General features: G+C 69.9%; 24 protein-coding genes. 10 read left to right on the top strand and 14 right to left on the bottom strand.

The window, feature by feature from the left end; all coding sequences use genetic code 11:
- Positions 1 to 7 precede the first annotated feature (7 nt).
- Positions 8 to 1,168: a cation:proton antiporter gene (locus tag ACQPYK_RS19375; RefSeq protein ID WP_433257075.1), complete on the top strand. Its 1,161-nt coding sequence runs from the start codon at positions 8 to 10 to the stop codon at positions 1,166 to 1,168.
- Between the two features lie 178 nt (positions 1,169 to 1,346).
- Here the strand turns inward: ACQPYK_RS19375 and ACQPYK_RS19370 are convergent, their stop codons facing one another.
- Genes ACQPYK_RS19370 through ACQPYK_RS19355 form a run of 4 tightly spaced genes read right to left on the bottom strand, consistent with a single transcriptional unit; the run spans position 1,347 to position 6,248 of the window.
- A complete protein-coding gene (locus ACQPYK_RS19370) occupies positions 1,347 to 2,474 on the bottom strand; it encodes an LLM class flavin-dependent oxidoreductase (protein WP_433257074.1) in 1,128 nt (375 codons plus the stop codon).
- Positions 2,471 to 3,724, bottom strand: a complete 1,254-nt coding sequence (locus tag ACQPYK_RS19365; protein ID WP_433257072.1) for an LLM class flavin-dependent oxidoreductase — start codon at positions 3,722 to 3,724, stop codon at positions 2,471 to 2,473. The genes ACQPYK_RS19370 and ACQPYK_RS19365 overlap by 4 nt, the downstream gene beginning before the upstream one ends.
- The gene (locus ACQPYK_RS19360) at positions 3,721 to 5,049 is read right to left on the bottom strand and encodes an NtaA/DmoA family FMN-dependent monooxygenase (RefSeq protein WP_433257070.1); all 1,329 of its coding nucleotides are present in this window, start codon (positions 5,047 to 5,049) and stop codon (positions 3,721 to 3,723) included. Before ACQPYK_RS19360 ends, ACQPYK_RS19365 begins: the two co-directional genes overlap by 4 nt.
- The gene (locus ACQPYK_RS19355; RefSeq protein ID WP_433257068.1) at positions 5,046 to 6,248 is read right to left on the bottom strand and encodes an LLM class flavin-dependent oxidoreductase; all 1,203 of its coding nucleotides are present in this window, start codon (positions 6,246 to 6,248) and stop codon (positions 5,046 to 5,048) included. Before ACQPYK_RS19355 ends, ACQPYK_RS19360 begins: the two co-directional genes overlap by 4 nt.
- A 119-nt stretch (positions 6,249 to 6,367) precedes the next feature.
- On the opposite strand from ACQPYK_RS19355, the gene ACQPYK_RS19350 reads away from it, so the two are divergent.
- Positions 6,368 to 6,916: a carboxymuconolactone decarboxylase family protein gene (locus ACQPYK_RS19350; RefSeq protein ID WP_433257066.1), complete on the top strand. Its 549-nt coding sequence runs from the start codon at positions 6,368 to 6,370 to the stop codon at positions 6,914 to 6,916.
- A gap of 126 nt (positions 6,917 to 7,042) precedes the next feature.
- Entirely contained in the window at positions 7,043 to 8,083 is a 1,041-nt protein-coding gene (locus ACQPYK_RS19345; RefSeq protein WP_433257064.1) for a hypothetical protein, read from the top strand.
- Positions 8,084 to 8,111: 28 nt separating this feature from the next.
- On the opposite strand, the gene ACQPYK_RS19340 is transcribed toward ACQPYK_RS19345, so the two are convergent.
- Together ACQPYK_RS19340 and ACQPYK_RS19335 are read right to left on the bottom strand one after the other, a co-directional pair.
- Positions 8,112 to 8,474 carry an MmcQ/YjbR family DNA-binding protein gene (locus ACQPYK_RS19340; protein ID WP_433257062.1) on the bottom strand — a complete coding sequence of 121 codons (363 nt, stop codon included), beginning with the start codon at positions 8,472 to 8,474 and terminating at the stop codon, positions 8,112 to 8,114.
- Positions 8,471 to 8,896 (bottom strand): MarR family winged helix-turn-helix transcriptional regulator, encoded by a 426-nt coding sequence (locus ACQPYK_RS19335; RefSeq protein ID WP_433258843.1) that lies wholly within the window; start codon positions 8,894 to 8,896, stop codon positions 8,471 to 8,473. The genes ACQPYK_RS19340 and ACQPYK_RS19335 overlap by 4 nt, the downstream gene beginning before the upstream one ends.
- 84 nt (positions 8,897 to 8,980) lie before the next feature.
- On the opposite strand from ACQPYK_RS19335, the gene ACQPYK_RS19330 reads away from it, so the two are divergent.
- Positions 8,981 to 9,391 carry an organic hydroperoxide resistance protein gene (locus ACQPYK_RS19330; RefSeq protein ID WP_433257061.1) on the top strand — a complete coding sequence of 137 codons (411 nt, stop codon included), beginning with the start codon at positions 8,981 to 8,983 and terminating at the stop codon, positions 9,389 to 9,391.
- A 9-nt stretch (positions 9,392 to 9,400) separates the two neighbouring features.
- Here the strand turns inward: ACQPYK_RS19330 and ACQPYK_RS19325 are convergent, their stop codons facing one another.
- Positions 9,401 to 9,763, bottom strand: a complete 363-nt coding sequence (locus ACQPYK_RS19325; protein WP_433257059.1) for a DUF2203 domain-containing protein — start codon at positions 9,761 to 9,763, stop codon at positions 9,401 to 9,403.
- 90 nt (positions 9,764 to 9,853) lie between these two features.
- Positions 9,854 to 11,194, bottom strand: a complete 1,341-nt coding sequence (locus tag ACQPYK_RS19320) for a cation:dicarboxylate symporter family transporter (RefSeq protein WP_433257058.1) — start codon at positions 11,192 to 11,194, stop codon at positions 9,854 to 9,856.
- A gap of 92 nt (positions 11,195 to 11,286) precedes the next feature.
- Here ACQPYK_RS19320 and ACQPYK_RS19315 point away from each other — a divergent pair, with 92 nt between their 5' ends.
- The 3 genes from ACQPYK_RS19315 to ACQPYK_RS19305 all read left to right on the top strand — a co-directional run bounded on the left by ACQPYK_RS19315 (position 11,287) and on the right by ACQPYK_RS19305 (position 13,969).
- A complete protein-coding gene (locus ACQPYK_RS19315; protein ID WP_433257056.1) occupies positions 11,287 to 12,876 on the top strand; it encodes a sensor histidine kinase in 1,590 nt (529 codons plus the stop codon).
- On the top strand, positions 12,873 to 13,544 hold the full coding sequence (locus tag ACQPYK_RS19310) for a response regulator (protein ID WP_433257054.1): 672 nt from the start codon (positions 12,873 to 12,875) through the stop codon (positions 13,542 to 13,544). Before ACQPYK_RS19315 ends, ACQPYK_RS19310 begins: the two co-directional genes overlap by 4 nt.
- Before the next feature lie 80 nt (positions 13,545 to 13,624).
- A complete protein-coding gene (locus tag ACQPYK_RS19305; RefSeq protein WP_433257052.1) occupies positions 13,625 to 13,969 on the top strand; it encodes an anti-sigma factor antagonist in 345 nt (114 codons plus the stop codon).
- On the opposite strand, the gene ACQPYK_RS19300 is transcribed toward ACQPYK_RS19305, so the two are convergent.
- Complete coding sequence (locus ACQPYK_RS19300; protein WP_433257050.1) at positions 13,970 to 14,194, bottom strand: HGxxPAAW family protein; 225 nt, start codon at positions 14,192 to 14,194, stop codon at positions 13,970 to 13,972.
- A 25-nt stretch (positions 14,195 to 14,219) separates the two neighbouring features.
- Positions 14,220 to 14,657 (bottom strand): MarR family winged helix-turn-helix transcriptional regulator, encoded by a 438-nt coding sequence (locus ACQPYK_RS19295; protein WP_433258842.1) that lies wholly within the window; start codon positions 14,655 to 14,657, stop codon positions 14,220 to 14,222.
- Between the two features lie 90 nt (positions 14,658 to 14,747).
- Between ACQPYK_RS19295 and ACQPYK_RS19290 the strand changes: the two genes are divergently transcribed.
- On the top strand, positions 14,748 to 14,930 hold the full coding sequence (locus tag ACQPYK_RS19290; RefSeq protein WP_433257048.1) for a hypothetical protein: 183 nt from the start codon (positions 14,748 to 14,750) through the stop codon (positions 14,928 to 14,930).
- Between the two features lie 46 nt (positions 14,931 to 14,976).
- On the opposite strand, the gene ACQPYK_RS19285 is transcribed toward ACQPYK_RS19290, so the two are convergent.
- From ACQPYK_RS19285 to ACQPYK_RS19275, 3 genes are read right to left on the bottom strand one after another with little or no spacing between them, the layout of a single operon-like run.
- Positions 14,977 to 15,789 (bottom strand): carbohydrate ABC transporter permease, encoded by an 813-nt coding sequence (locus ACQPYK_RS19285; RefSeq protein WP_433257046.1) that lies wholly within the window; start codon positions 15,787 to 15,789, stop codon positions 14,977 to 14,979.
- Positions 15,782 to 16,720, bottom strand: coding sequence for a carbohydrate ABC transporter permease (locus ACQPYK_RS19280; protein WP_433257044.1), 939 nt, complete (start codon positions 16,718 to 16,720; stop codon positions 15,782 to 15,784). Before ACQPYK_RS19280 ends, ACQPYK_RS19285 begins: the two co-directional genes overlap by 8 nt.
- Positions 16,717 to 17,976 (bottom strand): ABC transporter substrate-binding protein, encoded by a 1,260-nt coding sequence (locus ACQPYK_RS19275; protein ID WP_433257042.1) that lies wholly within the window; start codon positions 17,974 to 17,976, stop codon positions 16,717 to 16,719. The genes ACQPYK_RS19280 and ACQPYK_RS19275 overlap by 4 nt, the downstream gene beginning before the upstream one ends.
- Before the next feature lie 116 nt (positions 17,977 to 18,092).
- Between ACQPYK_RS19275 and ACQPYK_RS19270 the strand changes: the two genes are divergently transcribed.
- Positions 18,093 to 19,265 carry a Gfo/Idh/MocA family protein gene (locus ACQPYK_RS19270; RefSeq protein WP_433257040.1) on the top strand — a complete coding sequence of 391 codons (1,173 nt, stop codon included), beginning with the start codon at positions 18,093 to 18,095 and terminating at the stop codon, positions 19,263 to 19,265.
- An 83-nt stretch (positions 19,266 to 19,348) separates the two neighbouring features.
- On the opposite strand, the gene ACQPYK_RS19265 is transcribed toward ACQPYK_RS19270, so the two are convergent.
- Positions 19,349 to 20,479 (bottom strand): ROK family protein, encoded by a 1,131-nt coding sequence (locus ACQPYK_RS19265; protein ID WP_433257039.1) that lies wholly within the window; start codon positions 20,477 to 20,479, stop codon positions 19,349 to 19,351.
- Positions 20,480 to 20,636: 157 nt separating this feature from the next.
- On the opposite strand from ACQPYK_RS19265, the gene ACQPYK_RS19260 reads away from it, so the two are divergent.
- The gene (locus ACQPYK_RS19260) at positions 20,637 to 20,831 is read left to right on the top strand and encodes a DUF5302 domain-containing protein (protein ID WP_433257038.1); all 195 of its coding nucleotides are present in this window, start codon (positions 20,637 to 20,639) and stop codon (positions 20,829 to 20,831) included.
- Positions 20,832 to 20,891: the final 60 nt, after the last annotated feature.

The following is a 20,891-nucleotide window of genomic DNA, read 5'->3' as shown; positions in this document are numbered from 1 at the left end:
GCCGCGGGTGCACGACACAGCGACCCTGATCCTGGAACTCGGCGCCGTCCTTCTCGGGCTCGGCATTCTCGGCGCCCTCGCCATGCGCGTCGGCATCTCCCCCATCCCCCTCTACCTGCTCGCGGGACTGGCCTTCGGCAAGGGCGGCATCCTGCCCCTGGCCACCAGCGAGGAGTTCATCTCGGTCGGCGCCGAACTCGGCGTCATCCTGCTGCTGCTCACCCTCGGCCTGGAGTACAACGCCGACGAGCTCGTGACCAGCCTGAAGGGCAACGCTCGGGCCGGAATCGTCGATCTGGTGCTCAACGCGGCACCCGGCGCGATCGCCGCGCTGTTGCTCGGCTGGGGCCCGGTGGCCGCGGTCGCCATGGCCGGCGTCACCTACGCCACCTCCTCGGGCATCACCGCCAAGGTCCTGTCCGACCTGGGCTGGATCGGCAACCGGGAGACCCCGGTGGTGCTGTCCCTGCTGGTCTTCGAAGACCTGACCATGGCGATCTACCTGCCGATCCTCACCGCCATGCTGGCCGGGGTGAGCTTCGTCGGCGGCGCGGTCACCGTGGGGATCGCGCTGACCACGGTCAGCGTGGTGCTGTTGGTGGCGCTGCGTTACGGCCGGTTCATCGAGGCCTTCGTCTCCAGCCCCAACTCGGAGGTGCTGCTGCTGAAGGTCGTCGGGCTCGCGCTGCTGGTCGCCGGAGTGGCCCAGCAGCTCCAGGTCTCGGCCGCCGTCGGCGCGTTCCTGGTCGGCATCGCGGTCTCCGGAGAGCTGGCCGAAGACGCCCAGGCGCTGCTGAGCCCGCTGCGGGACCTGTTCGCCGCGGTGTTCTTCGTCTTCTTCGGTCTGCAGACCGACCCCACCAAGATCCTCCCGGTCGCCGGGCTGGCCGCGCTGCTCGCCCTGGTCAGCATGATCACCAAGCTGCTCACCGGCGCCTACGCCGCCCGCCGGGCGGGAATCGCCAGGGCGGGGCGGGCGCGGGCGGGCATCGCGCTCATCCCCCGCGGCGAGTTCAACATCGTGATCGCCGGCCTGGCGGTGGCAGCGGGCGTCCACCCCGACCTCGGGCCGCTGGCCGCCGCCTACGTCCTCATCCTCGCCGCGTTCGGTCCCCTGGCCGCCCGGCTCGTCCAGCCCCTCATCACCGCCATCGCCAAACGCGCCTGACCCGTCAGGCGCTCGCACACGGCGGCTCCCCCGCGTGGCGGCCACCGCCGGGTCACCCGCCCGGTGACCCGGCGGTCGCGCTCCCCAGCGGGCGGATCCGAGCGACACAACCGGCCGGATCGGTGGTGCCGGCCGGCAACCGGCGGCGAACCCCCACATGACCGCCCGAACCTTCGGATCACCCGGTGAGCTCCGCCCATTCCGCGGCGAGCAGTTCATAGGAACGGACCCGATCGGCGTGGTCGTGGGTGATGGTGGTGACGAGCAGTTCGTCGGCGCCGGTGACGTCGCGCAGGACGCGCAACTTCTCGGCGACGGTCGGCGGCGAGCCGACGAACTGGGTCGCCACCCGGTCGGCGACCAGGGCGCGGTCCTCCTCGGTCCACTCGTGGACCGCGGCCTCCTGCGGCGTCGGGAACGGGATCGCCCCGGCGCCACTGCGGATGCCGCGCACCCACAGCCCGTACGGCGAGGCGAGCTCGCGGGCCGTGTCGTCGTCTTCGGCGACGACCACGTCGGCGGAGACGATCAGGCGGGGCTCGGTCAGGATCGGCGAGGGTTTGAAGGCCGCCCGGTAGGCCTCGGCCGCCTCCAGCACGTTGGACGGGCTGACGTGGTAGTTCGCCGCGAACGGCAGCCCTCGCTCGCCTGCCGCCTGAGCGCTCTGCCCGCCGCTGCTGCCCAGCACCCACAGCTCCAGGTCCGCGCCCTCGCCCGGCACGGCGTGCGCCGCCAGCCCTTCGGCCGACCGGTAGGTCCCGGCCAGCAGCGCGATGATGTCGTCCACCTGGTCGGCGAAGTCCGGGCTCTGCGCGCCCGGCTGCTGCAGCAGCGAGCCGTACAGGGCGAAGATCGGCGAATTGGCGAACGAGGCGAAGGAGAACGCCTCCGGGATGAGCAGCCCGTCCACGATCCTGGCCGGCTCGGGCGGCGGCGGAGTCTTCGCCGCGAGCTCGGCCATCTCGCGGTTGCGCTGCCCCGACCGGCCGAGGCCGAGGTCGATCCGACCCGGGTAGAGCGCGTCGATCAGGCCGAACTGCTCGACCACGGCCAGGGCCGTCTGGTGGCCGAGCTGCACGGCCCCGGAGCCGACCCTGATGGTGCTGGTCGCGGCGGCGACCAGGGCGATGAGCACGGCGGGGGCCGCGCCGGCGACGCCGGGGGCGAAGTGGTGCTCGGCCAGCCAGTAGCGGTGGTAGCCGAACTCCTCGGCGCGCCTGGCCAGGTCCAGGGTGTTGCGCAGCGCGTCGCCGGTCGTGCCTCCGGAGGGGACGGGGGACAGGTCGAGGATCGACAGCGAGGTCATGACTGCCTTTCGAGCCGAGGGCCTTCGGAGCGGGGGCTCTCGTGCGGGGAGCCGCCGTTCCGGGGACCACCGTTCTGGGGACCACCGTTCCGGGGACCACCGTTCTGGGGACCACCGTTCTGGGGGCTCTCGTGCGGGGAGCCGCCGTTCCCGGGACCACCGTTCCGGGGACCACCGTTCCGGGGACTCTCGTGCCGGGAACCGCCGTGCCGGGTGAACGGCCTGCTGGGGATCTCCCCGCGCAGCACGGGGGCGATGTCGCTCTGGAAGAGCTCGAGGGCGGCCCGGTGCTGCTTGTCGGTCAGGCCGTCGGCGTCGGCGTGCACGTGCATGACCTCGTGTCCGAGCCGCTCGTGATAGCGGTGGACCTTGTCGATGATCTGCTGGGGGCTGCCGACCAGGATCGAGCTGCGCTCGATCGCGTCCTCCAGCGTGTGGAAGACCGGGTCCACGCCGACCTTCTTGAACAGCTCCAGCCGGGCGTTGAAGATCGGCCGATAGGTCTCGATCGCGTCCTGGGAGTTCTTGGTCGCGTAGTAGCCCGCGCTGCCGGCGCCGACGAGGGCGTCGGCGGGGTCGTGGCCGTGGAACTCCCAGCGTTCCCGGTAGTAGCCGACCAGCTCGGCGTAGGGCTCGACCGGGTTGGTGACGTTGGCGGAGAAGAGCGGGTCGCCGTACTGCGCGGCGAGGTCCACCGACTCCTTGCTGGTGGCACTGCCGTGCCAGACGCGGACGGGCCGCTGCAGCGGACGGGGCCAGGTCTCGGCCTCGTGCAGGGACGGCCGGAACCGGCCGGACCAGGTGACCTTGTCCTCACGCCACAGGCGGCGGAACAGCTCGTAGCTCTCCCGGTTGCGGTCCCACTGGTCCTCGCCGGTCACATGGAACAGCTGCGCCTGCGCGGCCCCGTTCCCCTTGCCGATGATCAGCTCCAGGCGGCCGTCCGAGAGGTGGTCCAGGGTGGAGTAGTCCTCGAAGGCCCGGACCGGGTCGAGCAGGCTCAGCGTGGTCACCGCCGTGAACAGCTTGATCGCGGAGGTCCTGGCGGCGATGTGGCTCAGCACGACCGGTGGGGAGGAGGAGATGAAGGGGCGCTCGTGCCGCTCCCCCACGCCGAAGCCGTCGAAGCCGAGCTCCTCGGCGAGGACGGCGTTGTCCACCACCTCGCGCAGGCGGGCGTTGGTGGACTTCACCTCACCGGTGATCGGGTCGGGCCCGTGCACGATGAGCGTGATGGCCAGGAACTTCATGCGTCGTCCTCCAGTCCGAGATGGCCGCGGAGCGTGGTCGTCTCGTATTCGGCGCGCAGGACACCGCGCTCCTGCAGCAGCGGGACGACCTTGTCCACGAACTCGTCCAGCCCGGCGGGGGTGAGGTGCGGCACCAGGATGAAGCCGTCGGCCGCGTCGGCCTGCACGAACTCGTTGATCTCCTGGGCGACCCGCGCGGGCGAGCCGATGAAGGACTGCCTGCCGGTGACCTCGATGATCAGGTCACGGATGCCGAGCCGCTTCGCCTCGGCCAGGGCCCGCCACTCGGCCGCCGTCTTCAGCGGATCCCTGGTCATACGGGTGCGGCCCTTGATGATGGTCTCCTCCGAGACGTCCGGGTCGATCTCGGGCAGCGGGCCCTCGGGGTCATAGGCCGACAGGTCGCGGTTCCAGACCTGCTCCAGCAGCAGGATCGCGGTCTGCGGGCTGACCTGCTGCCGCCGGATGTGGTCGGCGTTCTCCTGGGCCTCGGCGTCGGTGTCGCCGAGCGCGAACGTGGCCCCGGGGAGGATCTTCAGCGAGTCGGGTGACCTGCCGTGCGCGGCGGCCCTGGACTTGACGTCACGGTAGAAGGCCTGCCCGTCCGCCAGCCCGCCATGCCGGGAGAAGATGGCGTCGGCGGTGGCCGCCGCGAACTCCCTGCCCCCGTCGGAGTCGCCCGCCTGGATGGTCAGCGGACGGCGCTGCGGGCTGCGCGGCACGGTGAAGTGGCCGCCGATGTCGAAGTGGGTGCCGCGGTGGGTGAACGCGCCCGCCCTCTCCGTGGCGAACGTGCCGCTCGCGGGGTCGGCCACCAGGTCCTCGGCGCCCCAGGAGTCCCACAGCTCCCGGACGGTCCGCACGAACTCCTCGGCGCGCTCGTAGCGCTGGGAGTAGTCCAGGTAGCCGCCCCGGCGGAAGTTCTCTCCGGTGAACGCGTCGGAGGAGGTGACGACGTTCCATCCGGCCCGGCCGCCGGACAGGTGGTCGAGGGTGGCGAGCTTGCGGGCGAGTTCGTAGGGCTCGTTGAAGGTGGCGTTGATCGTCCCGGCCAGTCCCAGGTGGGTGGTGACCGCGGCGAGGGCGGACAGCACGGTGAGCGAGTCGGGGCGGCCGACCACGTCGAGGTCGTGGATCCTGCCGCGCTGCTCGCGCAGCCGCTGGCCGTCGGCGAGGAAGAAGAAGTCGAACCTGCCCCGTTCGGCCGTCCGCGCGAGGTGGACGAAGGAGGCGAAGTCGATCTGGCTGCCGGAGGCGGGATCGCTCCAGACGGTCTGGTTGTTCACGCCTGGGAAATGGGCGGCGAGGATGACCTGCTTCATCATCGGCTCCCTGCGTAGCGGCCGGCGGGGCGCGGCAGTCCGAGGTGGCCGCGGAGCGTGGTCGCCTCGTACGCGCCGCGGAAGGCGCCGCGCCGCTGCAGTTCCGGAACCAGGCCCCGGGTGATCGCGGTCAGGTCGGCCGGCAGCACGGCGGGGCGTAGCCGGAAGCCCTCCAGACCCGCCCGGCGCCACTCCAGGAGCAGGTCGGCGAGCTGTCCGGGCGTACCGGTGAAGACCGCGGCGTCGGAGGTGTACGCGGCCCCGTCGAGCTCGTCGAGCCGGGCCTTGCGGTTGCGGGCGTCCCGGGCGTCGTCGTCCACGAAGACGACCAGGTCGGCGAAGACCTTCAGCGCGCCGTCGCCGGGCCCCGCGAGCCCGCTGAGCTCGCGAAGCTCCGCCGTGATGGCGCGCGCCTGCTCGGTGTCGTGCGGCGTGATGTAGACGACGTCGACGCTGCGGGCGGCGAACTCGTACGGCAGGCGCGAGTGGGCCAGCGCGGTGACCAGCGGCTGTCCCTGCGGGGGGCGCGGGACGATCGAGGGGCCCTTGACGCTGAACCGGGGGCCCTCGAAATCGATGTAGTGCAGCCTTTCGCGGTCGACGAAGCGGCCGGTGGCCACGTCGCGGATCACCGCGTCGTCCTCCCAGCTGTCCCACAGGCGGCGCACCACCTCGACGACGTCCGCGGCCTCGTCGAACAGCTCCTGGTACAGGGGGAACGCCTCGAGGGCGACGGCGTGCTCCGGCCGCAGCTCGGGGATGTCACGGCGGCCGAAGTGAACGGCCTCGGCGCGCCGCCCGGACACCTGCGGGCGCCATCCGGCCCGGCCACCGCTGACGTAGTCGAGCGTGGCCAGGGAACTGGCGATGTGGAAGGGCTCGGTGTGAGTGGTCGTGGCCGTGGGAACGAGCCCGATCCTCTTGGTCAGCGGGGCGATCCGCGAGGCCACGAGGACCGCGTCGAAGCGGCCTCGTACCTGGTCGGTACGGCCGTCGTGACCGTCCAGGCGCGTGGTCTGCAGGGCCAGGGAGTCTTCGATGGTCACGAAGTCGAGCAGGCCGTGCTCGGCTTCGGCCGCGAGGGTGGCCCAGTAGGCGGCGGTGAACAGGTTTTCAGGGGAGGCGGCGGGGTCACGCCAGGCCGCCGGATGCCATCCGGCGCCGTCGAGGGCGACGGCGAGATGGAGAGGAGCTGCCGACATGTCCCGACGATAACACCAAAACCTAAAATTCCTACAGGTTTAGTTGGTTTTATGGAGGGGATTGACCGGGCGGGGTCCTCTCGCTCACGCTGCGTTTGAGCCGATCAACAGGAGGGCCCATGCCGCACATCGATCTGCCCACCGACGCCCCCGGAATAGGCGGGTTGTTCCAGTACCGGCCGCAGACCGCCGTCCCCCTGACCCAGCTCGCCGAGGTGCTGCTGCGCGGCGAGCACTCCCTCTCCCGGGGGGAGCGCGAGCTGATCGCGACGTATGTGTCCTCGCTGAACGACTGCGGGTTCTGCACCCGCTCGCACGCGGCCTTCGCCGCCGCGCAGCTTCCCGGCGGCATGGACCTGGTCTGCCAGGTCGCCGACGACCCGGACGGCGCCCCCGTCTCGGACAAGATGAAGGCGCTGCTGGAGATCGCCGGCGCCGTCCAGCGCGGCGGCCTCGAAGTCGGCACCGGTCATGTCCAGGCCGCCCGGGAGGCCGGCGCCACGGATCTGGAAATCCACGACACCGTGCTGATCGCGGCCGCGTTCTGCATGTTCAACCGCTACGTCGACGGGCTGGCCGCCCTCACCCCCGACGAGCCCGCCCTCTACAAGACGATGGCCGACCGCATCGTGACCGACGGCTACCTGACCATCGCGCCCGGCGGCTGAAGGCGCCGGACGCCATCGCCGCCGGATCCCCGGCCCGCGGGCGATCTCGCCCCGCGTCCACGGTCCCCGCCTCGCGATCGGGGAGACCACCCGCCTCCGATGCCGGAATCTGGTAGGCATTTGCACGTGATGCGTTTGCTGACACTCCTCGCGGCGGCCCTCCCCCTCCTGTCGGCCACCGGCCCGGCGTCCGCCGCCGCCCCGGGCGAGCCCCACGTCCCGGCGGGGGTGGCCGCCGGATACGTGGTCTTCGACCGGCAGTCGGGCAAGGTCACCTCCCACCGCAACGCGCACCGGAAGTTCCGGTCCGCCTCGGTGGTGAAGATCCTGATCGCGATCGACTACCTGGAATCGCACAGGAGCGTCCCCAGGAACGACCTCGCGCTGCTCAAGGTCATGCTGCGGGTCAGCGACGACAACGCGGCGACCTCCTTCTGGACCCGGGGCGGCCAGGGAAGGATCATCGAGCGGACGGCGCGCAAGCTGGGACTGACCGACACCGCTCCCCCGCCCGCCGGTCTGCCCGGTTTCTGGGGCTACACCTCGCTCAGCGCGCTGGACGTCACCCGCACCTACCGCTACCTGCTCGACCGGGCCGATCCGAAGGTGAGCGGCCTCATCCTCGGCCATCTGCGCCAGGCGGAGCAGTGCGGCTCCGACGGCTTCGACCAGTACTTCGGCATCCCCCGCGGGGTCGCCCGCCCCTGGGCGGTCAAGCAGGGCTGGTCGGGGTACGGCTCCACGCCCCCGGTCCGCTGCAGACAGGCCGGCCCCGCAGGCGCGCCGGAGAAGGCCACGGCCACCGGCGTGGCGCCCGGCACGACCGCCACCGCGACGAGCGCCGAGACCGCCACCGCGCAGACCACCGCCGCCGCGGACAGGGGTGCGGCGCCCGGCACGACCGCGGGCATCGCGCGGACCGCGGCCGCCTCGTCGGCCGCTTCCGGCGCGACCGCGACCGCCGCGGCCACGGTCGCCGCGGCCACGGTCGCCGGCGCGGTCCCCGACCTCGGCCATCCGGTGCTGCACACGACCGGGCTCGTCGGCCCGGGAGAACGCTGGATCATGGTTCTGCTCACCGCGCACCCCTCCGGGACCGGCTGGCAGCGCTCCACGGGCCAGGTGACCAGGCTGGCCGGTGAGGTCTATCGCAGCGGTACCTCGTGATCCGCGACTCGCCCCGGGCAGGCCCCTCTCAACGCGATCTCGGACTTTCCGGTTCGCCGAGGTGGGCGGCGGCGACCCTTTTGGGCGCCACCATCCGCCACGCCTCCTCGACGAGCTCCCGCATCTCGGGCTCGTCGATCGCCTCCAGCCACACCCGCACCCAGTTGTAGCGCTCGTCGGACGGCCGGGGCATGTGAAACTTCCCCGGCTCGGCCGCGATCAGCGCGGCCCTCTCCTCCTTGGGGAAGGCGAAGCCCATGGAGGTCTCGTCCGGCGAGATCGCGGCGTAGACGATCCTGCCCACCCGGAAGGTCACCCGATCCCTGACGATCTTCTCCTCGGTCCGGGGCAGCGCCATGGCCACCCGGCGGACGTCGTCGGCCGCGATCAACGGACCGCCTCGTCCAGGGCGGCGGTGAGGCGGCGCAGCGTGCTCTGCAGGTCGATCAGCTCGGCCGGGTCGAGCCCGGTGGCGTCGAGGATCCGGCCGGGCACCTCCAGGGCCCGCCGCCGCAGTTCGGCACCCGCGGGCGTGAGCCGTACCAGCACGGAGCGCTCGTCGGCGGCGCTGCGCTCCCGGCGCACCAGCCCCGCTGCCTCCAGCCTCTTGAGCAGCGGCGACAGCGTGCCCGAGTCGAGCCGCAGGGCCGCGCCGAGCTCCTTGACCGTCACCGGCTGACGCTCCCACAGCACCATCATCGCCAGATATTGCGGGTAGGTCAGGCCGAGCTCGCGCAGCTCCCTGCGATAGACGCCGTCCAACGCCCGCGACGCGGCGTGCAGGTCGAAGCAGACCTGGTCCTCCAGCAGCATCTTCACGACGGGAAGTATATCAACTTGACTGCCCCCGATTTGATTGTGCACAATCAAATTGTTAGCAATCGACAGGGAGTAATCATGAGCACGCTCTACACGGCCATCGCCACCGCCTCCGGCCGTGAAGGACGGGCGGTGTCCTCCGACAATCGTCTCGACGTGACGCTGGCGCCGCCGAAGGAACTCGGCGGCTCCGGTGAGGGCACCAACCCCGAGCAGCTGTTCGCGGCGGGCTACGCCGCCTGCTTCGCCAGCGCGCTGCAGCTGGTGGCCCGGCGCAGGAAGGTCGACGTCTCCGAGGCCTCGGTGACGGCCGAGGTGGGCCTGGCGCCGGACGGCGAGGCCTTCGGGCTGAGCGTGACGCTGCGCGTCGAGCTACCCGACGAGCTGCAGGGCGACGACGGCACCGCCCTGGTCGAGGCCGCCCACCGGGTCTGCCCCTACTCCAACGCCACCCGGGGCAACATCCCGGTCACCCTGGTGATCGAATAGGGATTTCGCTCAGCGAAGGGGACGACGGCCGGCGAAGCCGAGATCGTCCCGGTGGTACCAGGCGAGTTCGCGGTCCCCTTCGAGCCAGCACAACCGCACGGGCACCCCGTCGAGCATCGCGGGGAAGTCCAGCAGCAGGGGCGAGACCCCCTTGATCTCGATGCCGTGCGTCTCGAACCAGCCGAGGATCTCATCCAGCCGCGCCTCGAGCGCCTTGGCCTCGGGCAGGCCGCCGGCCTCCGAGGTCCCGTACTCGCGAAGATCCCGCGCGAGCTCGGCGAGGTCGCCCCGCAGGCCCACGAACTCGTCGGCCCGCTCCAGCAGCGAGGGCATCAGCGCCCGCGCCTCCTCGACGGTGAAGATCCTGTCCACTCCTGAACGGTAGCGCCTCACCGGCGGACCGGCCCGCCGCCTCCGCGATTTCACCGCGGTGGATCACGGACCGGACCGGCGCCACGGTGGCTACGCCGGCGACATCGCCGGATCGGAGCGCTCGTCGGACGGCGGGGATGGGGGCGGGTCCTCCTCCAGCAGGGTGGTCTCGTCGAACGGGAGCCTGCCGGCCAGCACCTCGACCGCGCGCTCCCGGTCGAACTCGCCGGTCCAGGTGCCGACCAGGACGGTGGCGACCGCGTTGCCCGCGAAGTTGGTCAGCGCCCGGGCCTCGGACATGAAACGGTCGATGCCGACGATCAGGCCGACGCCGTCGACCAGGTCGGGCCGGTGGGACTGCAGGCCGCCGGCGAGGGTGGCCAGACCGGCGCCGGTGACCCCGGCGGCGCCCTTGGAGGCGATGATCATGAAGATCAGCAGGGAGATCTGCTCGCCGAGCGAGAGCGGGGCGCCGGTGGCGCTCGCGATGAACAGGGTGGCCATCGTCAGGTAGATGGCGGTGCCGTCGAGGTTGAAGGAGTAGCCGGTCGGCACGGTGATGCCGACGACGGGGCGGCTCACCCCGAGATGCTCCATCTTGGCGATCAGGCGGGGCAGCGCCGACTCGGAGGAGGAGGTGGACAGGATGAGCAGGAACTCCCGGCCCAGATAGCGCAGCAGGGACGGCAGGCCGATCCGGGCGAACGCCCAGAGCATCGGCCCGAGCACCCCCAGCACGAACACCAGGCAGGTGAGGTAGAAGGCCAGCATGATGACGCCGAGGCTCTTGAGGGCGTCCACGCCGGTGGCGCCGACGACCGCGGCCATCGCGCCGAACGCGCCGACCGGGGCTGCCCACATGATCATGGCGAGGATGCGGAAGACGAGGCGCTGGATGTGCCCGATGCCGGTCAGGACGGGCGTGGCCCGCGTCCCCATGGCCTGCAGGGCGAATCCGGTGAGCAGGGCCACCAGCAGGGTCTGCAGCACCTGGCCCTCGGTGAACGCCGACACCAGCGTGGTCGGGATCACCCCGAGCAGGAACGTCACCGTGTCGCTCTCACCGCCTTTGGCCGCCTCGGCCTCGGCCGCCTTACGGAGCTCGTCGGTGAGCTGGAGCCCCTGGCCGGGGTCGATCAGGTTGCCCACGACCAGGCCGATGGCCAGCGCGACGGTCGACATGACCAGGAAGTAGCCGAGCGCCAGGCCGCCCACCCGGCCGACCTTGGCGGCCTGGGCCACCGACCCGACGCCGAGCACGATCGTGCAGAAGATGATCGGGCTGATCATCATCTTGATCAGCGCGACGAAGGCCGTGCCGAGCGGTTTGAGCTCCTTGCCGAGACCGGGGGCGGCGAGCCCGACGGCGATCCCGGCGACCACCGCGAGGATGACGGCGATGTACAGATAACGGGTCCGATCTCGGGACATGAACGCTCGGCCTCCCCGGCCTCGACGGAAACGCGGTCGAGCGACTATGCGCCGATGCTGTGATCCAAGTCACCATTGCGTACATTTCGTTCGTGGACGTAGAGAGGCTGTCCGGGTGGACGCGCCGCTGGAGCCTGGCGCGGCAGATGCTGACGCTGCAGATCGTCGTCGTCGGGTTCACCGTGGCGGGGGGTGCGGCGCTGACCTTCCTGCAGACCCGGGACCTGCTCGTCGAGGAGGCGGCGGGCAAGGCCCGCGCGGTGACCGTCACGGTGGCCGACTCCCCTTCGGTGCTGGCCGCCCTCGGCGACTCCGCCACGCTCCAGCCCTACGCCGAAAGGGTCCGGCGGGAGACCGGGGTCGACTTCGTCACGATCATGAGCACCGGCGGGCTCCGCTACACCCACCCCAACCCGGCCCAGATCGGCCGCCGGTTCCTCGGCACCACCGCGCCCGCCCTGGAGGGCCGGACCTTCACCGAGACCTACACCGGCACCCTCGGCTCATCGGTGCGCGCCGTCGCCCCGGTGCGCGACGCCGGAGGCAGGGTGCGGGGTCTGGTCAGCGCGGGCATCACGGTCGAGAGGATCGGCGCCAGGCTGCGCGGGCAGGTCGCCGGCGCGGTGCTGGTCGGCCTGCTCGGCCTCGGTCTCGGCGGTGCGGGAACCTCTCTGGTCGGGCGCCGGCTGCGCCGCCAGACCCGCGGGATGGGACCCGGCGAGTTGCGGCGGATGTACGACTACCACGACGCGATCCTGCACGCCGTACGGGAAGGGCTGCTGCTGGTCGACGAGGCCGGCAGGCTGACGTTGTGCAACGACGGCGCCCGGGAGCTGCTCGGCCTGTCCGGCCGGGCGGACGGGCGGCACATCACCGAGCTGGGCCTGCCCGCCTCCCTCTCCGGGCTGCTGGCGACCGGGGAGAACCGGACCGACGAGATCCACCTGACCGGGGAGCGGACGCTCGTGGTGAACGTCGCCGTGGTCCGTTCCGGCGACCGCTCGCTCGGTACCGTGGTGACCCTGCGCGACCACACCGAGCTGCAGTCCCTGGCCGGGCAACTCGACGCCGAGCGCGGCTTCGCCGACTCCCTGCGTGCCGCCGCGCACGAGTCGGCCAACCGGCTGCACACCGTCATCACCCTCGTCGAGCTGGGCCGGGCCGAGCAGGCGGTGGCCTTCGCGACCGCGGAGCTCAGGGCGGCCCAGCAGCTCACCGACCGGGTGATGGGAGCGGTGCGCGAACCGGTGCTCGCCGCCCTGCTGCTGGGCAAGAGCGCCGAGGCGGCCGAGCGCGGCGTGGAGCTGGTGATCAGCCCGGACTCCGAGCTCGACGACATCGGCCTGGACGACCGGGACCTGGTGACGATCCTCGGCAACCTGATCGACAACGCGGTGGACGCGGCCGTGTCGGGCGTCCCGCCCGCGTGGGTGGAGGTCCGCCTGCGGGTCGACGAGACGGTCTTCCTGGTCGGCGTCGCCGACAGCGGTCCGGGGCTGGACGCGGCGGTGGCGCGGGATGCCTTCCGACGGGGTTGGAGCACCAAGGGCGACGGCCGGGGCCTCGGGCTGGCCATGGTGGGGCAGGCGGTCCGCCGCCTGGGCGGCACGATCGACGTCGGCGGCGGGCCGGGAGCGGTGTTCACCGTACGGCTGCCGCCGCGGGAGGAGAGGGTTTCATGATCTCTGTGCTGGTCGTCGAGGACGAGGAGATCACCGCCGAGGCGAACCGCCTCTTCGTGGAGCGGGTGCCCGGCTTCCGGGTGGCGGGGGTGGCCAGGTCGGGCGGGGAGGCGTTGCGCTTCCTGCGGCGGCGGCCGGTGGAGCTGATCTTGCTCGACCTCTGCCTGCCCGACATGCACGGGCTGGAGGTGTGCCGGGCTCTGCGGGCGGCGGGCGTCCTGTCCGACGTCATCGCGGTCACCTCCGCGCGCGACCTGTCGGTGGTCAGGTCCGCGGTCTCCGTCGGCGTGGCCCAGTACCTGCTCAAGCCTTTCACGTTCGCCTCGCTGAATGAGAAGCTGACGCGTTATGCGGAGTTTCGGTCATCGGTGGAGGGACCGGGAGAGGCCGGGGGGCAGAGCGAGGTGGATCGGGCGCTGGCCACCCTGCGTGGCCCGGCGCGCAGCACGCTGCCGAAGGGGATGACCTCGGCTACCCTGGAGGCCGTACTGGCCGAGCTGCGCAAAGCCCCCGAAGGCGTCTCCGCGCAGGCGGCCGGTGCCGCGATCGGCATCTCGCGGGTGACCGCCCGCCGATACCTGGAGCATCTGACGGGCAGCGGCGTCACGCGCAGGGTTCCGCAGTACGGCGGAATCGGACGGCCCGAACTGCTCTATCGAATCGTTTGAATCCCGGGACGTTATCGGGGCCGTAGACCTGGTAGGACAGAGGCAGCCCGCCCTGCGACCCGCGGGCAAAGGAGTGGAGCATGGCCTTTTTCACGGTTTCGACAAACCTGCACGGCACGGCGTGCGTCGTGCAGGCGAGCGGGGAGCTCGACTACGGCAACGCCCCCATCTTCCGCGACGAGATGACCAAGGTCTGGGAGGCCGAAGCCCCCGCCACGATCGCCATCGACGTCACGGGGCTCACCTTCTGCGACTCCACCGGCGTCGCGGAGCTGATCGTGAGCCTTCGGCGGAGCCGCGCCCTGAGCACCCGCCTGGTCCTCGTCGGCGTTCACGGCACCCTGGAGCGGATCCTGACCATCACCGGTCTGCGCTCCGCCTTCGAGCTCTCCCCCACCGTCGAGGAAGCCCTGCGGGGGATGTGATCAGCTGGTGTGGTCCATCGGCACCCGGGGCGCGTCCACGATGACGTCGGAGAAGATGTCGACCACCAGGGCGATCACACCACCGACCGCGACGATCCCGGCGCCCACCCAGAACAGCATCCAGTTGGGGCCGAGGCACAGGGCCACACCACCGACGGTGAACCCGAGCAGAATGACGATCACCGCAAGCCAAGACTTGGGGCTTCCTCCGTGGCTTCCAGCCATGAGCCTTTCCTGTCCTCTCTGTGGATCAGCGATTCGCGCCGTTCGCCGCGGCGATCACCTTGGTCAGCGACCGGTGGAGCTCCTGTAGCTCCTCCAGGTCCATACCCAGGCGTTCGACGACGGATGGCGGAACCTTCTCAGCTTCACTCCTCAACTCCCGGCCCTTCGGTGTGAGCGTGACCGAAAGGACGCGTTCGTCCCGACTGTCGCGCTCTCGCCGAATGTAACCGATCGCCTCAAGACGCTTGAGGAGCGGGGACAGCGTACCGGGGTCCAGTTGCAGTAGCTTGCTCAGCTCCTTCACAGACAGCGGCGCGTACTGCCAGAGCGCGAGCATCACCAGGTATTGCGGGTGGGTGAGCCCCATGGGTTGTAGCAGTGGCCGGTAGACCCCGATGACGCTGCGCGAGGCCACCGCCAAGGCAAAACACACTTGTCGCTCCAGGTCGAGCGCATCGGCCATATCGCTCACGCACACCTCCTACCGACATAGTACGATAATTGGTGTACAAACTATTATGGCACTAAGCATTGCTTTGCCCTAAGGAGTTCCATGTTCAACCGCAAGCCGATCGAAGAGCGGATCGCCGAGCGGGAGGCCGGACGCCCGTCGCTCGCGGAGGGCAAGCACTTCGAGCACGGACCGGCGAAGTTCATCTTCCTGTTCGTCATCGTGTTCGTGGTCATCGGCCACCTCGCCGGCCTGCTGCTGCTGATGGCTCTGGGCCTGCACTAGGTCACCCCGCTCCCGACGAGGCCGCCCGCCCCGCTCCGGCGTGCCGTCACTTCGACCCGGTGAAGGCGATTCCCTGGATCAGCTGTTTCTGCAGCACGACGAAGACCACGATGATCGGCAGGGTCGCCATCAGTGATCCCGCCATGAGCACCGGATACTCGGTGACGTGCTCACCGTGGAGCGCGGCCAGACCGGCCGAGAGCGTCATCTTCTCCGGATCGGTGTTGACCACCAGCGGCCACATCAGGTCCTTCCACGACCACAGCACGGTCAGCACGCCGAAGGCGAGCAGGCCCGGCCTGGCCAGCGGCAGCATCACGCTCCAGAAGATCCGCAGCGGGTTGGCGCCGTCCAGCCTGGCCGCCTCCTCGATCTCGCCGGGCAGGCTCATGAAGAACTGCCGCAGCATGAAGGTGCCGAACGCGCTGAACATGCCCGGCAGGAAGAGACCCGGCAGGGTGTTCAGCAGGTCCAGGCCCTTGATGATCTGGTACTGCGGGATCAGGAACAGCTGGTCGGGGACCATCAGCACCGACAGCAGGAGCACGAAGATGACGTTCCTGCCCGGGAAGCGCAGCCGGGCGAAGGCGTAGGCCGCCAGCGAGCAGAACAGCAGCTGCGCCAGGGTCCGCACGACGGTCATCACCACGGTGTTGCCGAACTGCTGGGCGAAGGGCGTGCTGTCCAGCACCCGGGTGAAGTTCGACCACTGGAAGGACGGGATCCACGTCGGCGGGACCCGCGTCGACTCGGTGAAGGTCTTCAGGGAGGTGAGCACCTCCCAGAAGAAGGGGATCACCATCGCCGCGGCGCCGACGGCCAGCACGAGATGCACCGGCCAGAGCCGACCGTTACGCATAGTGCACCCACCTCTTCTGCAAGCGGAACTGGATCGCCGTGATCGCCAGGGTGATCGCCATGAGCACGACCGCGATCGCCGCGCCGTACCCCTTGGCGCCCTCCTCGAAGGCCTTGTTGTAGAAGAGCAGCACGATCGTCTTGTTGTCCGCCCAGGCCGGGCTGTTCTTGCCGAACATCAGGTAGAGCAGGTCGAACATCTGCAAGCCGTTCATGACCATCAGCACGCTGGAGAAGAACACGGTCGGGGTGAGCAGCGGGAGGGTGATCTGGAAGAACTGCCGGAACCGCCCGGCGCCGTCGATGGCGGCCGCCTCGTAGAGGTGGCCCGGGATGCCCTGCAGGCCGGCCATGAAGATCACCGTGAAGTAGCCGAGGAACATCCAGACGAAGACCACCATCACCGCGTAGAGCGCGGTGGACGGGTCGGAGATCCATGACTTGCCGGTGATGCCCACCAGGGAGAGCAGGTAGTTGATCAGGCCGTACTGGCCGTTGTAGAGCCAGCGCCAGATCAGCGCCACCGCCGCGGGCATGGTGACCACCGGCAGGAAGTACAGCGTGCGGTAGAGCGACACCAGCCTCAGGCCCCGGGTGTTGAGCAGCGCGGCCACCACGATCGAGAGCGGGATGACCAGCAGACCGAACACCGCGACCAGGAAGGTGTTCCACAGCGCCCTACCGACCTCGGGATCGCTCAGGAGCCGGGTGTAGTTGTCCGGTCCCACCCAGGAACTGTCGCCGAACAGGGTCCACTCGGTGAAGCTGTAGTAGACCGACTGCAGGACCGGCCACAGGTAGAACACGCCCAGCCCGAGGGTGAGCGGCGCGATCATCAGGTAGCCCCAGAACCACTCGCGGTCGCGCAGCCGGCGGCGGGACACGGGGCGGGCGGCCGCCTTCGTGGCGGCCGCCCTCTCGACGACGCTCATTCCTTGGCCAGTGCGTCGTTCATGAACGCGGCCAACTCCTTGGCCGTCGCGTCGAGGTCCTTGGTCCCGGCGAACGCCTGCGCGATGAGCTCGGTCTCCTTGGTGGACCAGACGGAGGTGTTCATCGACCTCGGGTACGGCACCGCGTCGGGCACCTGGTCGATGTAGGACTGCAGCTTGAGCTTGGGCATGGACTTCACCCACGTGTCCTGGAGCCCGTTGTAGGCGGGGATGACCGTCCCGGTCTCGGCCTGGATCTTGTTGGCCTGCTCGCCGCCGAGGAACTTGACGAACTCCCAGGCCTCGTCGGGGTGCTTGGACTTGGCGTAGACCACGTTGGCGAGGCCGTGAATGATCACTGCCTTCTTCTTGGGACCGGCCGGCAGCGGGACGACGTCGGCGTTGAGGCCCTCGGTCTGGTTGTAGGCGATGGCGTCGTAGGAGCCGTCGTAGAACATGGCGGTCTTGCCGTTCTGGAACATCTGGATCGGGTCGGTGTCCTCCAGCTGCTGGATCGTCGGGGAGGACTTGTCCTTGTTGATGATGTCCACCCAGAAGCGCAGCCCCTCGATGCTGGCCGGGTCGTCGAAGCCGGACTTCTTGCCGTCCGGGGAGATCACGTATCCGCCGGCCTGGTAGATCGTGTTGTAGTAGAGCTCCTGGGACCAGGCGGGGGCCGCGATGCCGTACACGCCCTTGCCGGAGTCCGTCAGCTTCTTGGCCGCCGTGCGGACGTCGTCCCAGGTCCACGAGGCGTCGGGATACTTCACCCCGGCCTTGTCGAACAGGTTCTTGTTGTACCAGAGGCCGATGGTGTCGAAGTCCTTGGGAACGCCGTACTGCTTGCCGCCGAGGGTGTACAGGCTGTTGAGGGACTCGGGGAACTTCGTGGTGTCGAAGCCGTCCTTGGCGATGCGGTCGGACAGGGGCAGCAGGGCCCCCTGGGAGGCCCACAGGCCGACCCGAGGACCGTTCATCCAGAACACGTCGGGTGCGCTGCCACCGGCGGCCGAGGTCTGCAGCTTGGTCCAGTAGTCCTTGGAACCCGGGGTCAGCTCGACTTTGACCGTGATGCCAGGGTGGGTCTTGCCGAACTCCTGAGCGATCTTCTCCATCGCGGGCTTCTGGTTCTTGTCCCAGATGCCATAGCTGAGCGTGACCTTGCCCCCGGAGTCGCCACTCCCGGAGGAGGAGCATCCCGCGGCAGCCGTCACGAGCGCTCCGGCGCAGAGAAGCGCCCACACCTTCCTGGTCATCTCGTCCCTTATCTGTTGAACCTGTACGAGTGAGTACGGAGGCTAGCGCCCATTTATGAAAATAACTAGGGTAAATGGAGCAAGAGTGAGCAGAAGCGTGGCGAACAGGAGCGACTGTGAGGAACGACCTCCGCATCGGAGTAGCGGGATACGGCCTGAGGAGGTCACTGGCCCTGGAAGCGCACCGCCCGGGCAACGGCAGCCGGGTGGTGGCCCTGTGCGACCCCGATCCCGCCGCCCGGGAGCGCGCCCGCGCCGAGATCGGCCCTGACCTGCAGGATACGTCCGATTTCGGGGAGCTCCTGACCGACGACGTGGACGCGGTGATGATCCTCACCCCTGATCACACGCATGTGGAGCTGGCCGTCGCCGCGTTGAAGGCGGGCAAGACGACACTGGTGGAGAAGCCGCTCGCGGTCACGGTCGAGGACTGCGACCTGATCCTGCGCACCGCTCGCGACCATGGCACCCGGCTGTACGTGGGACACAACATGCGGCACATGCCGGTCGTCCGGACCATGCGGCAGCTGATCATGGACGGTGCGATCGGCGAGGTCAAGGCCGTCTGGTGCCGGCACTTCGTCGGGCATGGCGGTGACTACTACTTCAAGGACTGGCACGCCGACCGGCGCAACACGACCGGGCTGCTGCTGCAGAAGGGCGCCCACGACATCGACGTCATCCACTGGCTGGCCGGAGCGAGGACGACACGGGTCACCGGCATGGGCGGGCTGACGGTCTACGGGCAGGTCACCGACCGTTCCGAGGGGCTGCCCACGGACTGGTTCAGCCCGGCGACCAACTGGCCGCCGCTCGCCCAGCACGGTCTGAACCCGGTGGTGGACGTGGAAGATCTGTCCATGGTTCACATGAGGCTGGAGAACGGCGTTCACGCCAGCTATGAGCAGTGCCACTACACCCCCGACTACTGGCGCAACTACACCGTCATCGGCACGGCCGGCCGCCTGGAGAACTTCGGCGACCACGGGGAGCACGCCGTCGTCCGGGTCTGGAACAGCGGGCGGCGCGACTACGACCCGGTGGGCGACCTCCAGGTGCCGGTCACCGCGGGCACCGGAGGTCACGGTGGTGCGGACGAGGGCCTGATCAGCGAGTTCGTCCGATTCGCCGTCGAGGGAGGCCCGACCGACACCTCCCCCGTGGCCGCCCGCGACAGCATCGCGGCGGGGGTCTACGCCACCGAGTCCCTGCGGGACGGCTCGACGCCCCGCGAGGTCCCGCCCGTCTCCCCCGACCTGGCGGCGTACTTCGCCGCCGGACAGATCTGACCCCGTTTACGAAACCTGTTTGCATAAAAAATGCCCCCGTGGCCGGATCGGGCTCGAGGGCCGTCCGGATCGGACCCGGGGGCTCAGGCCGTCGCGGTGAACAGCGTCCGGTCGAGATGGTCGAGGGCCAGCCGTACCGCGCCCAGCGCCACGGAGTCGCCGCCGAGCCGGGAGGCCACGACCTCCGGCGGGTAGAGGGTGACCCGGTTCAGATGCCGCTGGATGGGCTCGACGAGCAACGGGCCCGCCTGGGACAGGCCGCCGCCGACCACGACCAGCTCGGGGTCGAGCGGGTTGACGATGGTGACCAGCCCCTCGGCCAGGCGGAGGGCGAACGCCTCCACCGCCTGCGCCGCCGTCTCATCCCCCTCACGTGCCCGCGCGACGGCGAACTCGGCCGACTGCCCCGGAGAGCGCAGTTCCCCGGGATCGACCGTCATGGCGTAGTCGATCACGTTGCGGAAGGCCAGCCGGTAGCCGCTCGACTGGTCGCCGATCTCCCCCGAGGCCGCGTGGCTGCCCCGATGCAGGGCCCCGCCGATCAGCAGGCCCAGGCCGATCCTGTTGCCGGTGAACAGGTAGACGACGTCGCGATACCCCTTGGCGACGCCCCGCCAGTGCTCGGCGAGCACGGCCAGACGCATGTCGTTCTCCACCAGGACCGGCACCGGGATCCGGCGCGCCAGCTCGGCCTGGAGCTCGACACCGGTCCACTCCGGGATGGCCACGCTCTTGACCACCCGCCCCGCCTCGTCGACGACCCCGGTGGTGCCGACCGCGACCGCCGCCAGCTTCCTGCTGTCGACGATGCTCTCCTCGACGAGCGCGACGATGGCCTTGAGCCGCTCGGCCGCGGGCAGCTCCGGGGAGACCGCGACCTTGCGGGTGGCGAGGATCTCCCCGTTGAGGTCGGCGGTCATGGAGAGCAGTTTGTATCCGCCGACGTCCACGCCGATCACGTGACCGGCCGTCCCGTGGAAGCGGAAGCGCCGCGCCGGTCTGCCACGCTGGCGATCACCCGGCTCCTCGGCGCACTCCTCGGCCCATTGCTTGGCGAGCAGGTCCTCGACGATCCCCTCGGCCGTGGGCCGCGACACCCGTGCGGCCCGGGCGAGCTCGGTGAGGGTCACCACCTCCCCGCCGCGCAGGATCCGCAGGATCGCCGCCGAGTTCAGCTTGCGGAGCAGGGACGCGTCGCCGCTCTCCTGTCTCATTGCACCTCTCGACCTCGCTCGGAGACCCTTCGGAGGGCTATCCTACTTAGATAAGAGTCTTGCATATTTCCTGCCAAACCGAATCTCTATTTAGGACGTGAGAGGATGATGAGCCGGTTGGTCGGAGTGGACTACCCGCCCAGATCAGGAGGTCCGTATGTCTGACGTCACGCCGGAGCCCCAGAGTTCCGAGGACGAGCTGAAGCGCAAGTTCCGCGAGGCCCTGGAGCGTAAGAAAACCGCCCAGACGGACGCGAACGCCGGTGGCAAGGGGAAGAACTCCTCGAAGATCCACGGTGCTCACGGCCCGGTCGGGGGCAAGCGTTCCTTCCGCCGCAAGAGCGGCGGCTGAGCTCGCCCGGATCAGGCGTCCCGCCCAGGCCGGGCCATGCCGCCGACCGGCGGCCGACCG

The sequence above is a fragment of the Streptosporangium sp. CA-135522 genome (genome assembly GCF_050949235.1).
Classification (GTDB): Bacteria; Actinomycetota; Actinomycetes; order Streptosporangiales; family Streptosporangiaceae; genus Streptosporangium.
This window is presented reverse-complemented; position numbering and strand designations above follow the sequence as displayed.